The 13,807-nt window shown below is 72.0% G+C and carries 12 protein-coding genes; 9 read left to right on the forward strand and 3 right to left on the reverse strand.

Annotated elements, in window-relative coordinates; translation table 11 throughout:
- Positions 1 to 14: 14 nt before the first annotated feature.
- Positions 15 to 995 (reverse strand): magnesium/cobalt transporter CorA, encoded by a 981-nt coding sequence (gene corA, locus ACFO9I_RS11270; protein WP_379180796.1) that lies wholly within the window; start codon positions 993 to 995, stop codon positions 15 to 17.
- A gap of 32 nt (positions 996 to 1,027) precedes the next feature.
- Between corA and ACFO9I_RS11275 the strand changes: the two genes are divergently transcribed.
- The 4 genes from ACFO9I_RS11275 to mshC are packed head-to-tail and all read left to right on the forward strand — an operon-like array spanning position 1,028 to position 4,390.
- On the forward strand, positions 1,028 to 1,747 hold the full coding sequence (locus ACFO9I_RS11275; RefSeq protein ID WP_379180798.1) for a histidine phosphatase family protein: 720 nt from the start codon (positions 1,028 to 1,030) through the stop codon (positions 1,745 to 1,747).
- A 34-nt stretch (positions 1,748 to 1,781) separates the two neighbouring features.
- Positions 1,782 to 2,360, forward strand: a complete 579-nt coding sequence (locus ACFO9I_RS11280; protein WP_379180800.1) for a DUF3090 domain-containing protein — start codon at positions 1,782 to 1,784, stop codon at positions 2,358 to 2,360.
- Positions 2,357 to 3,115: an SCO1664 family protein gene (locus ACFO9I_RS11285; protein ID WP_379180802.1), complete on the forward strand. Its 759-nt coding sequence runs from the start codon at positions 2,357 to 2,359 to the stop codon at positions 3,113 to 3,115. Before ACFO9I_RS11280 ends, ACFO9I_RS11285 begins: the two co-directional genes overlap by 4 nt.
- Before the next feature lie 24 nt (positions 3,116 to 3,139).
- Positions 3,140 to 4,390, forward strand: coding sequence for a cysteine--1-D-myo-inosityl 2-amino-2-deoxy-alpha-D-glucopyranoside ligase (gene mshC, locus ACFO9I_RS11290; RefSeq protein ID WP_379180804.1), 1,251 nt, complete (start codon positions 3,140 to 3,142; stop codon positions 4,388 to 4,390).
- Positions 4,391 to 4,399: 9 nt separating this feature from the next.
- Here the strand turns inward: mshC and ACFO9I_RS11295 are convergent, their stop codons facing one another.
- Complete coding sequence (locus ACFO9I_RS11295) at positions 4,400 to 5,254, reverse strand: PAC2 family protein (protein ID WP_379180806.1); 855 nt, start codon at positions 5,252 to 5,254, stop codon at positions 4,400 to 4,402.
- 202 nt (positions 5,255 to 5,456) lie between these two features.
- Here ACFO9I_RS11295 and metH point away from each other — a divergent pair, with 202 nt between their 5' ends.
- The 3 genes from metH (at position 5,457) to ACFO9I_RS11310 (ending at position 10,347) form a co-directional block, all read left to right on the forward strand.
- On the forward strand, positions 5,457 to 9,203 hold the full coding sequence (gene metH, locus ACFO9I_RS11300; protein ID WP_379180808.1) for a methionine synthase: 3,747 nt from the start codon (positions 5,457 to 5,459) through the stop codon (positions 9,201 to 9,203).
- A 4-nt stretch (positions 9,204 to 9,207) separates the two neighbouring features.
- Entirely contained in the window at positions 9,208 to 9,879 is a 672-nt protein-coding gene (locus ACFO9I_RS11305; protein WP_379180810.1) for an HAD family hydrolase, read from the forward strand.
- A gap of 108 nt (positions 9,880 to 9,987) precedes the next feature.
- Entirely contained in the window at positions 9,988 to 10,347 is a 360-nt protein-coding gene (locus ACFO9I_RS11310) for a hypothetical protein (protein ID WP_379180812.1), read from the forward strand.
- Between the two features lie 15 nt (positions 10,348 to 10,362).
- On the opposite strand, the gene ACFO9I_RS11315 is transcribed toward ACFO9I_RS11310, so the two are convergent.
- The gene (locus ACFO9I_RS11315) at positions 10,363 to 11,292 is read right to left on the reverse strand and encodes a RecB family exonuclease (RefSeq protein WP_379180814.1); all 930 of its coding nucleotides are present in this window, start codon (positions 11,290 to 11,292) and stop codon (positions 10,363 to 10,365) included.
- Between the two features lie 95 nt (positions 11,293 to 11,387).
- On the opposite strand from ACFO9I_RS11315, the gene ACFO9I_RS11320 reads away from it, so the two are divergent.
- Together ACFO9I_RS11320 and ACFO9I_RS11325 are read left to right on the forward strand one after the other, a co-directional pair.
- Positions 11,388 to 12,575, forward strand: coding sequence for a site-2 protease family protein (locus ACFO9I_RS11320; protein ID WP_379180816.1), 1,188 nt, complete (start codon positions 11,388 to 11,390; stop codon positions 12,573 to 12,575).
- A 35-nt stretch (positions 12,576 to 12,610) separates the two neighbouring features.
- Entirely contained in the window at positions 12,611 to 13,606 is a 996-nt protein-coding gene (locus ACFO9I_RS11325; RefSeq protein ID WP_379180818.1) for a tRNA (adenine-N1)-methyltransferase, read from the forward strand.
- The last annotated feature ends 201 nt before the right edge of the window (positions 13,607 to 13,807 follow it).

Below are 13,807 nucleotides of genomic sequence, written 5' to 3' on the forward strand. Positions count from 1 at the left end.
CGGCGCGGTCCGGCCTAGAGCCAGCCGGACTTCTTGAACCACACCCACAGCCCGCCCGAGGTCAGCACCATCAGCGCGATGGAGAACGCGTAGCCGAGGTGCCAGCCGAGCTCGGGCATGTGCTGGAAGTTCATGCCGTAGACGCCGGCGATGAGCGTGGGAGCCGCGACCAGCGCGACCCCCGCGGAGATCTTGCGCATGTCCTCGTTCTGTTGCACCGAGATCCGCGCCAGGTGGGCGTCGAACGCCGTCGACAGCAGGCTGTCGAGGCTGTCGACCACCTCCGCGGCCCGGACGAGGTGGTCGGCGACGTCCCGGAAGAACGGGGCCGCCTCCTCGTGGATGCCCGGCACCGACCCGCTCGCGAAGCGGCGCATGGGCTCGCGCAGCGGCAGCACCGCGCGGCGCACCTCCGCGATCTCCCGCTTGAGGGTGTAGATCCGCACCGAGTCGTTGGTGCGCGCGGGGGAGAAGACCGACTCCTCGATCTCGTCGACGTCGATCTCGAGCTCGCCGACGACGGCCGTGTAGCCGTCGACGACGGTGTCGCAGACGGCGTACACCACCGCGGCGGGGCCGTGGGTGAGCACGGCCTCCTCGGACTCGAGGTAGTTCCGGGCACCGTGCAGGTCCGACCCGTAGCCGTGCCGGACGGTGACGATGAAGTCCTTGCCGATGAAGAGGTTGACCTCGCCGGTCTCGACCGCGTCGTCCTCGTCGACGTACCAGAGCGTCTTGAGGATCAGGAACAGCGTGTCGTCGTACCGCTCCAGCTTGGGGCGCTGGTGGGCCTTGAAGGCGTCCTCGACGGCCAGCGGGTGCAGGCCGAAGGCGATGGCGACGTCCTCGAGCTCGGCCTCGGTCGGCTCGTGCAGGCCCACCCAGACGAAGTCCCCCTCGCCCGTCACCCGGGAGCGCAGCTCGTGCAGGTCCTCACGACCGCAGTCCACCTCGACACGGCTCCCGCTGCGGTACAGCGCGCTGTCGACGATCACGGGCCGACCCTAGCCCCACTACGCTCCACGACATGGCAACCGTGATCCTGGTGCGACACGGCCGGACGACCGCGAACGCGACGGGCGTGCTGGCCGGGCGCACCGCGGGCGTGAAGCTCGACGAGACCGGCCACGGGCAGGCCGCCCGCGCGGCCGACCGACTGGCGGGGGTGCCGCTGGCCGCGGTCGTGAGCAGCCCGCTCGAGCGCTGCCGGCAGACCGCCAAGGCGATCATGGGCGCGCAGGCCGGCCCGCTCACCGTGGCGACCGAGCGCGGCATCACCGAGTGCGACTACGGGGAGTGGCAGGGCAGGTCCCTCAAGGACCTGGCGAAGGAGAAGCTCTGGGCCACGGTGCAGTCGCAGCCCTCGGCGGCCGCCTTCCCGGGTGGCGAGTCGCTGGGCGCGATGCAGGCGCGCGCGGTGGCCGCCGTACGCCGTCACGACGCCGCCCTCGAGTCCGCGCACGGCGCCGCGGCGGTGTGGGTCGCGGTGAGCCACGGGGACATCATCAAGTCGGTGCTGGCCGACGCGCTGGGCATGCACCTCGACCTGTTCCAGCGCATCAACGTGGACCCGGCCTCGATCTCGATCATCCGCTACACCCCGGCGCGTCCCTACGTGCTGGCGACCAACACCCACGAGGGGGACCTGTCCTGGCTGGCCCCGAGGCCCGGCCGCAGGAGCCGTCGGTCGGCCGACGCCGCGGTGGGCGGCGGAGCCGGTCCCGCCTCCCTTCCCCCGCGGGCCTGAAGGCCGGGCTGGAGCCACACCCTAGGGTGTTCCCATGGCACCCCTCGTCCACGGATTCGACCCGCCGGAGCGGTTCGTCGCGGGCACCGTCGGCCCGCCCGGCTCCCGCACCTTCTTCCTCCAGGCGCGCTCCGGAGCACGGCTGGTCAGCGTCGCGCTGGAGAAGCAGCAGGTGGCGGCGCTCGCCGAGCGCATCGACGAGCTGCTCGACGAGGTGATGGCCAGCGAGCTCAACGAGGCGATGATCCCCGCCGTCGCGCCGCTCGGTCTCGACGACGCCGACCCGCTCGAGCAGCCGATCGAGGAGGAGTTCCGCGCGGGCACCATGACGCTCTCGTGGGACCCCTCTGACGAGCGGGTGGTCATCGAGGTCTTCCCCTACACCGAGGCCGCGGTGCTCTCGCCCGAGCAGGTGGACGAGGACGTCGAGGAGCCCGAGCCGGAGGAGATCTTCCTCGTCCGCATCCCCGCCGGCACCGCGCGCGCGTTCGTCAAGCGCGCGGAGCAGGTGCTGGAGGCCGGGCGGCCCAGCTGTCCCTTCTGCGGCAACCCGATCGATCCCGACGGCCACCTGTGCGTCCGGGCCAACGGGTTCCGCCGCCGCGACCCGTGATCGACCTGGTGGAGGACGAGCTGGTCCTCCACGGCCGGATCATGCCCGCGTCGAACGCCACGTTCGTGGGGCAGATCGGCGACGTCCGCGTCGTCTACAAGCCGGTGGCGGGGGAGCGGCCGCTGTGGGACTTCCCCGACGGCTCGCTCGCCGACCGCGAGGTCGCGGCGTACCTCGTCTCCCGGGCCACCGGCTGGGACGTCGTGCCCGAGACGTGGCTGCGCGAGGGACCGCACGGCCTGGGCATGGTCCAGCGCTGGCAGGAGCCCGACGAGTCGCAGGAGGCCGTCACGCTCGTCCCCGAGGGCCGGATCCCCCCGGGGTACCTGCGCGTGTTCGACGGGCTCGACGGGCACGACCAGCCCGTCACGCTGGTCCACGAGGACTCCGTGGCGCTGCGCCGGATGGCGGTCTTCGACATCGTCGTCAACAACGCCGACCGCAAGGGCGGGCACGTCCTGGAGATGGTGGGGGGACACCGGTACGGCGTCGACCACGGCGTCACCTTCCACACCGACCACAAGCTGCGCACGGTCCTGTGGGGCTGGCTGGGCGAGCGGCTGCGCGAGGACGAGGCGGCCGGGGTGGCGCGGGTCCGCGAGGCGCTGGGCGGCGAGCTCGGCGACGCGCTGGGCGTCCACCTGACCGGGCCCGAGATCGACGCGCTCGCCCGCCGCTGCGACCGGCTGCTCGCGAAGGGGTCGATGCCGGCCCCCCGCGGTGAGTGGCCGGCCATCCCGTGGCCACCCTTCTGACCGGCGGTGGCTAGGCTTCCGGGCATGCGATCGTGGCAGTCCCCGGAGATCCCCGCCCTTCCCGTTCCGGGTCCGCCCGTCGCCGTCCACGACACGGCCACCGGCCGCCTGGTCACGACGACCCCCCAGGGACCTGCCCGCCTGTACGTCTGCGGCATCACGCCGTACGACGCCACGCACCTCGGCCACGCCGCGACGTACGTCGGCTTCGACCTGCTCAACCGGGCCTGGCGCAACGCCGGCCACGAGGTGACCTACGTCCAGAACGTCACCGACGTCGACGACCCGCTGCTCGAGCGGGCCGAGAAGGTCAAGGTCGACTGGGTCGAGCTCGCCGAGCGCGAGACCGAGCTGTTCCGCCAGGACATGAGCGCGCTGCGGGTCGTGCCCCCGGCGCACTACGTCGGGGCTGTCGAGGCCATCCCGATCATCATCGAGCTGATCCAGCGCCTCGACGAGCTCGGCGTGCTCTACCGCGTCGAGGACGACCTGTACTACTCGGTGTCGGCCGACCCCGCCTTCGGCGAGGTGTCCGGCTGGGACCGTGAGCAGATGCTGCGGATCTTCCCCGAGCGCGGCGGCGACCCCGACCGCGAGGGCAAGAAGGACCCGCTGGACTGCGTCGTGTGGCGCGCCGAGCGCCCCGGTGAGCCGGCCTGGGACAGCCCGTTCGGCCCCGGCCGCCCCGGCTGGCACATCGAGTGCACCGCGATCGCGATGCAGTACCTCGGCGCCGACTTCGACGTCCAGGGCGGCGGCAGCGACCTGGTGTTCCCCCACCACGAGATGGGCGCCGGGCACGCCCAGGTGGCCGCGCCCGGGGCGCGCTTCGCGCAGGCGTACGCCCACGCCGGGATGGTCGCCTACGACGGCGAGAAGATGTCGAAGTCGCGCGGCAACCTGGTCTTCGTCTCCGCGCTGCGCAACAGCGACGTGGACCCGATGGCGATCCGGCTGGCGCTGCTGCGCCACCACTACCGCACGGACTGGGAGTGGACCGACGACCAGCTCTGGACCGCCGTCGACGACCTGGCCCGCTGGCGGCAGGCGCTCGCCCTCGGTGCGGGCGCGCCCGCGCGGCCGGTGGTCGAGGAGGTCCTGGCCGCGCTGGCCGCGGACCTCGACGCCCCCCGGGCGGTCGCGGCCGTGGACCGGTGGGTCTCCGAGACCCTCGGGACCGACGGCCTCGCCGACACCAGCGACCCGGACGCGGCGATGACCATGCTCGCGGCGGTCGACGCCGCGCTCGGGATCTCGCTCTGGGTCGGGCGCTGAGCCGGCCGCTCAGCCCTCGGTCTCGTCGCCCCGGCGCTTGAGGTAGCGCTCGAACTCGCGCGCGATGGCCTCGCCGGAGGCCTCCGGCAGGTCGGTGGTGTCCCGGGTCTCCTCCAGGGCACGGACGTAGTCGGCGACGTCCTCGTCCTCCTCGGCGAGCTCGTCGACGCCCCGTTCCCAGGCGCGGGCGTCCTCGGGGAGGTCGCCGAGCGGGATGCTCACCTCGAGCAGGTCCTCCAGCTGGCCGATCAGCGCCAGCGTCGCCTTGGGGCACGGCGGCTGCGCGACGTAGTGGGGGACGGCGGCCCAGTACGACATCGCCGGCATGTCCAGCTTCACGCACGCGTCCTGGAAGACGCCCACGATCCCGGTCGGGCCCTCGTAGGTCGACTGCTCGAGCTTGAGCCGGTCGACCAGCTCCGGCTCGGTGGCCGTGCCGGTGACCGGGATCGGGCGCGTGTGCGGCGTGTCGGCGAGCAGCGCGCCGAGGGTGACCACGAGCTGTCCGCCGAGCTCGTCGCAGGCGGCGAGCAGCTCGGCGCAGAACTGGCGCCAGCGCATGTTCGGCTCGATCCCGCGGACCAGGATGATGTCGCGGTCGAGGTCGGGAGGAGAGGCGATCGCGATCTGGGTGCTCGGCCAGGTGATGCGGCGGTGCCCGAGCTCGTCGGTCCCGACCTCCGGCCGGTTGACCTGGAAGTCGTAGAAGTCCTCCGGGTCGATCGCCCCCACGATGCGGGCACCCCAGACCTTGATCAGGTGGTCAACGACGGACGAGGCGGCCTCGGCCGCGTCGTTCCAGCCCTCGAAGGCCGCGATCACCACGGGGTCGATCAGGTCGGGTGCCTCGTCGATCTCGATCACCCTGCCAGCCTAGTCACCCGGGCCCGTCCGACGTGGTCGATGCGCGCCGGTACCTCCCATCGGGGATTTCGTCGTCCCCCGTGGGCGGTGCCACGATGTGGGGGACCCAGCATGTGAACATGCTGTCCACGACGTGGACGGCCTTCCTAGGCTGGACCGGCAGCCGGGGAGCGCCTGGCCGCCGCCCACGAGAGGAGTCAGGTTGCCCCCGACATCGGCACAGGCATCACCCTCGCTGCGCCCGGACGCGACCGAGGCGCTGACCGCGCTGCTGCGCGAGCGGATCCTCCTCCTCGACGGCGCCATGGGGACGCTGATCCAGGGCCACGAGCCCGGTGAGGCGGAGTTCCGCGGCGAGCGGTTCGCCGACTGGGACTCGGACGTCAAGGGCAACAGCGACCTGCTCAACCTGACCCAGCCCGACATGATCAGGTCCATCCACCGGGAGTACCTCCTCGCCGGCGCCGACATCGTCGAGACCAACACGTTCACCGCGACGTCGATCGCCCAGGCCGACTATGGGATGCAGGACCTCGCCTACGAGATCAACCTCGCCGGCGCCCGGATCGCCCGCGAGGCCTGCGACGCGGTGGCCACCGACGAGCGGCCCCGCTTCGTCGCCGGCTCCCTGGGTCCGACCAACCGCACCGCCTCCATCTCGCCGGACGTCAACGACCCCGGCGCCCGCAACGTCTCCTACGAGGAGCTCGTCGCTGCCTACCTCGAGCAGGCCCGCGGTCTCGTCGACGGGGGAGCGGACCTGCTCCTGGTGGAGACGATCTTCGACACCCTCAACGCGAAGGCCGCGATCTTCGCGCTCGAGACGCTCTTCGAGGAGCACGGTCGACGCTGGCCGGTCCTGATGTCGGGGACCATCACCGACGCGTCCGGACGCACCCTCTCCGGCCAGGTGACCGAGGCCTTCTGGACCTCGGTGCGCCACGTGAAGCCGCTCGCCGTCGGGCTCAACTGCGCGCTCGGCGCCGCCGAGATGCGTCCCTACGTCGCCGAGCTCTCCCGGCTCGCCGACACCTTCGTCTCCAGCCACCCCAACGCCGGCCTCCCGAACGCCTTCGGCGAGTACGACGAGTCCCCCGAGCAGATGGCGGCCGTCGTCGGCGAGTTCGCCACGAGCGGCCTGGTCAACATCCTGGGCGGCTGCTGCGGCACCACCCCCGCCCACATCGAGGCGATCGCCGAGGCGGCTCGGGGCGCGGCGCCGCGGGTGCCGGCCGAGCACCGTCCCGGCATGCACCTCGCCGGTCTCGAGCCGCTCACGATCACCTCCGACAGCCTCTTCGTCAACGTCGGTGAGCGCACCAACATCACCGGCTCGGCGCGGTTCCGCAACCTGATCAAGGCCGGTGACTACGACACCGGCCTCACGGTGGCGGCCCAGCAGGTCGAGAACGGCGCCCAGGTCATCGACGTCAACATGGACGAGGGGATGATCGACGGCGTCGCCGCGATGGACCGGTTCCTCAAGCTGGTCGCCAGCGAGCCCGACATCAGCCGGGTCCCGGTCATGGTCGACTCCTCGAAGTGGGAGGTCATCGAGGCCGGACTGCGCTGCGTCCAGGGCAAGCCCATCGTCAACTCGATCTCCCTCAAGGAGGGCGAGGAGAAGTTCGTCGAGCAGGCGTCCCTGTGCCGCAAGTACGGCGCCGCCGCCGTCGTGATGGCCTTCGACGAGGACGGTCAGGCCGACAACCTCGAGCGGCGCAAGGCGATCTGCCAGCGCGCGTACCGGATCCTCACCGAGCAGGTGGGCTTCCCGGCCGAGGACATCATCTTCGACCCCAACGTCTTCGCGGTGGCCACGGGCATCGAGGAGCACGCGTCGTACGGCCTGGACTTCATCGAGGCCACCCGCTGGATCAAGGAGAACCTCCCCGGGGCACTGGTCAGCGGCGGCATCTCCAACGTGAGCTTCTCGTTCCGGGGCAACAACCCGGTGCGCGAGGCCATCCACGCGGTGTTCCTGTTCCACGCCATCGAGGCGGGGCTGGACATGGGCATCGTCAACGCCGGCGCGCTGGCGGTCTACGACGAGGTCGAGCCGGAGCTGCGCACCCGGATCGAGGACGTCGTCCTCAACCGGCGCCCCGACGCGGCCGAGCGGCTGCTGGAGATCGCCGAGGAGCACAACCGCGCCGGCGAGGCGCAGGAGGCGGCCGCCGAGGAGTGGCGCAGCCTGCCCGTCGGCGAGCGGATCACGCACGCCCTGGTGAAGGGCCTCGACGCGCACGTCGAGAGCGACACCGAGGAGCTCCGCGCCGCCATCGCCGAGCGCGGGGGCCGGCCCATCGAGGTCATCGAGGGCCCGCTCATGGACGGGATGAACGTCGTCGGCGACCTGTTCGGCGCCGGCAAGATGTTCCTGCCGCAGGTGGTGAAGTCGGCCCGGGTGATGAAGAAGGCGGTCGGCTACCTGATCCCGTTCATCGAGCAGGAGAAGCTCGACAACCCGGAGTACGCCACCGCGAAGGAGACCAACGGCACCATCGTGATGGCCACGGTCAAGGGCGACGTCCACGACATCGGCAAGAACATCGTCGGCGTCGTGCTCCAGTGCAACAACTACGAGGTCGTCGACCTCGGGGTGATGGTCCCGGCCCAGAAGATCCTCGACACCGCCGTGGAGATCGGCGCGGACGCCGTGGGCCTGTCGGGGCTGATCACGCCGTCGCTCGACGAGATGGTCAACGTCGCCTCCGAGATGCAGCGCCGGGGCTTCGAGATCCCGCTGATGATCGGCGGTGCCACGACCTCCCGTGCCCACACCGCCGTCAAGGTCGACCAGAAGTACGACGGCGCGGTGGTATGGGTCAAGGACGCCTCGCGGTCCGTCCCCACCCTGGCCGCGCTGCTCAGCGACGCGCAGCGTCCGCAGCTGCTCGCCGACATCAAGGCCGACTACGACTCGCTGCGGGCCCGGCACGCCACCAAGCACGACCGGCCGATGATCACGCTGGAGCAGGCGCGCGCCAACCGCACCCCGATCAGCTGGGACGGCTACCAGCCGCCGGCGCCGCGCAGCCCCGGCGTGCACGTCCTGGAGGACTACGACCTCGCCGAGCTGCGGGAGTACATCGACTGGCAGCCGTTCTTCAACGCCTGGGAGATGAAGGGCAAGTTCCCCGACATCCTGAACAACCCGGCGACCGCCGAGACCGCGCGCAGCCTGTACGACGACGCGCAGGCCATGCTGGACCGGATCGTGGCGGAGAAGTGGCTGACCGCGCGCGGCGTGTTCGGCTTCTTCCCGGCCAGCGCGGTCGGCGACGACATCGAGCTCTACACCGACGAGTCCCGCAGCGAGGTGCTGACCACGCTGCACAACCTGCGCCAGCAGGGCGAGCACCGCGAAGGTGTGCCGAACCGGTCGCTCGGCGACTTCGTGGCGCCCCGCGAGACCGGACTGCCCGACCACGTGGGTGCGTTCGCGGTGACTGCCGGCCTGGGCGCGGGGGACCGGATCCTCGCGTTCAAGAAGGAGTCCGACGACTACTCGGCGATCATGCTCGAGGCGCTGGCGGACCGGCTCGCCGAGGCTTTCGCCGAGCGGCTGCACCAGCGGGTGCGCACGGAGTTCTGGGGGCACGAGCCCGACGAGCAGCTCGACAACGAGGACCTGATCGCCGAGAAGTACCACGGCATCCGTCCCGCACCGGGTTACCCCGCCTGCCCCGAGCACACCGAGAAGCAGACGCTCTGGCAGCTCCTCGACGTCCGGGCGAGCACGGGGATCGAGCTCACCGAGAGCATGGCGATGTGGCCGGGTGCCGCGGTCTCCGGCTGGTACTTCTCCCACCCGCAGGCGCAGTACTTCGTGGTCGGTAGGCTGGGCCGCGACCAGGTCGCCGACTACGCGAGGCGCAAGGGCTGGACGCTCGCGGAGGCAGAGCGCTGGCTGTCCCCGAACCTGGGTTACGACCCCGAGGACTGAGCACGTGCACGACACCCACCGACCGGACGCCGTCCTGTGGGACATGGACGGGACCCTGGTCGACACCGAGCCGTACTGGATCGAGGTCGAGTACGAGATCGCGGCGAGGTACGGCGGCACGTGGAGCCACCAGCACGCCCTGAACCTGGTCGGCAACGACCTGATCGAGTCCGGCCGCTACATCCGCGAGCACATGGGCATCGACGTGGAGCCCTCGCAGATCGTCGAGGAGCTCCTCGACGGCGTGGTGGAGCGCGTGGTCGACCAGGTGCCCTGGCGTCCCGGCGCGGTGGAGTTGCTCGCCGAGCTGGGTGAGCAGGAGGTGCCGTGCGCGCTCGTGACGATGTCCTACCGACGCTTCGTCGCACCGATCCTGCAGGCGTTGCCGGACACGACGTTCGCCGCCATCGTCACCGGTGACGCCGTGACCCGCGGCAAGCCCCATCCCGAGCCCTACCTGAAGGCCGCGGCGCTGCTGGGGGTCGACCCTGCCCGCTGCCTGGCGGTGGAGGACTCGAACACGGGAGCCCGGTCGGCGGCCGCTGCGGGGTGCACCGTCCTGGTGGTCCCCAACCACGTGCCGGTGCTCGAGGGGGAGCGCCGGGTGTTCGCGGACACCCTGGCCGGCGCCGATCTCGTCCGGCTGTTCGCCGCCGGGCGGGCCATCAGGGACTAGTCACCGGTCCTAGTACCACCGGCCAATGGCAACATGCACCCCGTGCGCCCCACCCTTGACCCCTCGGGGGTTCGACGCCGCCTCCTCACGTTCCAGGAGGCAGCTCTGATGTTCCGACGCGGTCCCGCCATCGTGCTCAGCCTCGTGCTGGGCGCAGCGGCCCTCGTCACGGCGCCCTGTGCCGTCGCGGGTGATGGCGGGACCGCGAAGGACAAGGACCCGTGCAGCGACTCAGCGACGGTCAAGCTGAGGGTCGAGCCGTACGGCGACGACCGCTTCGAGGCGACGGGCGTCGTGTGGAGCGACGACGAGGACGTCTGGGACTGGCGCTTCCGCCACGACGACGTGTCCGCCAGGGGCTCGGTCCGGGCCAAGGACGCCGACCGGTCGTTCAGGATGGTCCGGACCCGCATCGGCGTCACCGACCGCACCCAGGCGGCGGTCTGGGCGGAGCGCAGCGGGCTCTGACCCGGCCGGCGCCGCTCAGTCGCCGGTCGGCACCGGGAGGACCGGGATCTCGTGGTCCTGGCCGGGGGCCGCGGCGTCGCGGGCGTCCTTGCTCGGCAGCGCCGGCGGGGTGCCGCCGTACGCCGGGCAGATCGCCTGGTGGGCGCACCACGAGCACAGCTTCCCGGGGCTCGGGCGCCAGTCGCCGGTCTCCTCGGCCAGCCGGATCGCCCGCCAGATCGCCTCGACCTTGCGCTCGGTGGCGAGCAGGTCGGCCTCGTCCGGCACGTAGCGCAGCATCTCGCCGCTGCCGAGATAGACCAGCTGTAGCATCGCCGGCACCACGCCACGGGTGCGCCAGATGACCAGCGCGTAGAACTTCATCTGGAACAGCGCCTTGGCCTCGAACATCTCGCCCGGGGCACGGCCGGTCTTGTAGTCCACGACCCGGATCGCACCGTCGGGCGCGACGTCGATGCGGTCCACGAAGCCGCGCAGCAGCAGCCGCGAGTCGAGGAGGGCCTCGACGTACAGCTCCCGCTCCGCCGGCTCGAGGCGGGTGGGGTCCTCGAGGGTGAAGTAGCGGTCGAGCACGACCCGGCACGAGGTCAGCCACGAGGCCACGTCGGCCCCGGAGCCGTCGGCCTCCCCGACGAACATCTCCGCGAGCCCAGGCTCCGCCTCGAGCAGGCTCTCCCAGGCCGGCACCAGCATGTCCCGCGCCGTGTCGGGGGTGCGCGAGGGGGCCGGGAGGTCGAAGAGGTCCTCGAGGACCTTGTGCACCACGGTGCCGCGCACGGCGTCGGGGGAGTAGGGCTCGGGCAGCCGGTCGATGGTGCGGAACCGGTAGAGCAGCGGACAGGTCAGGAAGTCACCGGCCCGGCTCGGGGAGAGCGCTCCCAGCACGTCCACGCCGTCGACGGGCGTCGACATCGGCTCGGCGGGGGAGTCCTGCTGCACGCTCATGGGACGCACCCTAGGCGATGCCGCCGACAGTGGCGGCGCTGCTGCGGCGCTGCGGCGGCGAGCCTGCCGAAGGGGGTGTCGGATAGCCTCGAGTCGTGCCCGAACGAGTTCCCGACCCGGCCCCGGACCGGCCCGCGCCCGACGACGGGCCGCCCCGCCCCGGGCGCGCTCCCGGCACCTTCAAGGTCGGCACCATCGCCGGTAGCGACGTGCTGGTCACCTCGTCCTGGTTCCTGGTCGCCGGCCTGATCGCAGTGGTGATGGCGCCGCGGGTGGAGGAGGTCTCGCCGGGGCTCGGGGCCGGCAAGTACGTCGCCGGGCTCGCGTTCGCGGTGGTCCTCTACCTCTCCGTGCTGCTGCACGAGGCGTCCCACGCCCTGGTGGCGCGCCACTTCGGGTTCCCGGTCACCTCGATCACCCTGCACTTCCTCGGCGGCATGACCGCCATCGAGGGGGAGGCACGACGCCCGCGCGAGGAGTTCTGGATCGCCGTCGTCGGCCCCATCACCTCCGTCCTCGTCGGCGTCGCCTCCGTCGGCCTCTGGTTCGTCACGCCCGAGGGGCTGCTCAGGATGGCCGTCGAGGCGCTGGCCGGGGCCAACCTCCTCGTCGGCATGCTCAACCTCGTGCCCGGCCTGCCGCTGGACGGCGGCCGGGTGCTGAAGTCCGCGGTCTGGGGTGCCACCGGCAACATGCACCGGGGCACCATCGTCGCCGGCTGGGGCGGGCGGGTGACCGCGGTGGCGGTGCTGGCCTGGCCGTTCCTCCAGAGCGTCGTGCTGCCCTCGGGCCGCGGCCCCGACCCGATCGACTACTTCCTCGCCTTCATCATCGCCGCGTTCCTCTGGTCGGGGGCCACCGCCGCGATGGCCTCGGCGAGGCTGCGCCGCCGGCTCCCGAACCTCGTGGCCCGTGACCTGGCGCGGCGTACCCTCGCCGTCCCCGACGACCTGCCGCTCGCCGAGGCCGTGCGCCGCGCCCAGGAGGCCGAGGCCGGCAGCATCGTCACCGTCACCGGCAGCGGGCACCCCGTCGGCGTCGTCAACGAGGCCGCGCTGGTCGCCACCCCCGAGGAGCGGCGACCCTGGGTCGCCGTGTCCACCGTGGCCCGGACGCTGGGCGACGGGCTCTCGCTCCCGGCCACCCTCAGCGGCGAGGAGCTCATCCTCGCCCTGACCCGCACCCCCGCAGCGGAGTACCTCCTCCTCGAGGAGGACGGCAGCATCTTCGGGGTGCTCGCGACGTCCGACGTCGACCGGGCGTTCCGGGCCTCCGCCCACTGACGCTCGCGGCGGTCGCGTCTCGTAGGGTTCGGCCCATGTCCGACGTGGTGCCGAGCAGCCCGAACGAGGAGACCGGCCCCGCCGTCTCCGACGCCCCCGACGTGCCCCAGGAGGCCTGGTCAGGGGTGCACCGGGGGCCGCTGCGCGAGGGCGAGTGGGTCCGCCTCACCGACCAGAAGGGCCGCCGCCACAACATCTGCCTCGAGCCCGGCAAGCGGTTCTTCTCCAACCGCGGACACTTCGACCACGACGAGCTCATCGGCCGTGAGGAAGGCTTCACGGTCACCTCGTCGGCGGGCGGGGAGTACCTCGTCTTCCGGCCGTTGCTCTCGGAGTTCGTCGTCTCGATGCCGCGCGGCGCCGCCGTCGTCTACCCCAAGGACGCCGCCCAGATCGTGGCGATGGCCGACATCTTCCCCGGCGCCCACGTCGTCGAGGCCGGCGTCGGCTCGGGTGCGCTCACCTGCTCCCTGCTGCGCGCGGTTGGGCCGTGGGGCCGGGTGTCGTCGTACGAGCGTCGCGAGGAGTTCGCCGACGTCGCCCGCCGCAACGTGGGCCAGTTCTTCGGCGCCCCCGAGGGGCAGACCCACCCCGCCTGGACGCTCACCCTCGGCGACCTCGCCGAGGCGCTGCCGGCGTCGGGGGAGCGGGTCGACCGCGTCATCCTCGACATGCTCGCCCCGTGGGAGTGCCTCGACGCCACCGCCGACGCCCTCCGGCCCGGTGGCATCGTCTGCGCGTACGTCGCCACCACGACCCAGCTCTCCCGCTTCGTGGAGACGGTGCGCGTGCACGGCGGCTTCACCGAGCCGCAGGCGTGGGAGTCGCTGGTCCGCGACTGGCACGTCGAGGGGCTCGCGGTGCGCCCCGGCCACAAGATGATCGGGCACACGGCGTTCCTCGTCACCGCCCGCCGGATGGCCCCCGGCCAGAAGCCGCCCCTGAAGAAGCGGCGGCCCGCGCCCGGTGCGTACGGGCCCGACTACACCGGCCCCCGTCCTGCCGGGGTGCCGACCGACCCGGCGGAGTGAGAGAGGTGCGGATTGGTCCCCAACCGCATCGATTCGGGTCGGGGACATGCGGTTGGTGACCAAACCGCAGGCACCTGCGGGGATCCGCAGCCGCCGAACCAGGACGATGCGGATTGGTCCCCAACCGCATCGAATCGAGCCAGGGACATGCGGTTGGTGACCAAACCGCAGGCACCTGCGGGGATCCGCAGCCGCCGACCC

Origin of the sequence: Nocardioides sp. GCM10023255, from assembly GCF_042653125.1 — a bacterium.
Taxonomy (GTDB): Bacteria; Actinomycetota; Actinomycetes; order Propionibacteriales; family Nocardioidaceae; genus Nocardioides.

Bases quoted from the DNA above. Each gene is read 5' to 3' on its own strand.
- ACFO9I_RS11275 (WP_379180798.1), top strand. From the start codon at position 1,028: ATGGCAACCGTGATCCTGGTGCGACACGGCCGGACGACCGCGAACGCG.
- ACFO9I_RS11280 (WP_379180800.1), top strand. From the start codon at position 1,782: ATGGCACCCCTCGTCCACGGATTCGACCCGCCGGAGCGGTTCGTCGCG.
- mshC (WP_379180804.1), top strand. From the start codon at position 3,140: ATGCGATCGTGGCAGTCCCCGGAGATCCCCGCCCTTCCCGTTCCGGGT.
- ACFO9I_RS11310 (WP_379180812.1), top strand. From the start codon at position 9,988: ATGTTCCGACGCGGTCCCGCCATCGTGCTCAGCCTCGTGCTGGGCGCA.
- ACFO9I_RS11315 (WP_379180814.1), bottom strand. From the start codon at position 11,292: ATGAGCGTGCAGCAGGACTCCCCCGCCGAGCCGATGTCGACGCCCGTC.
- ACFO9I_RS11325 (WP_379180818.1), top strand. From the start codon at position 12,611: ATGTCCGACGTGGTGCCGAGCAGCCCGAACGAGGAGACCGGCCCCGCC.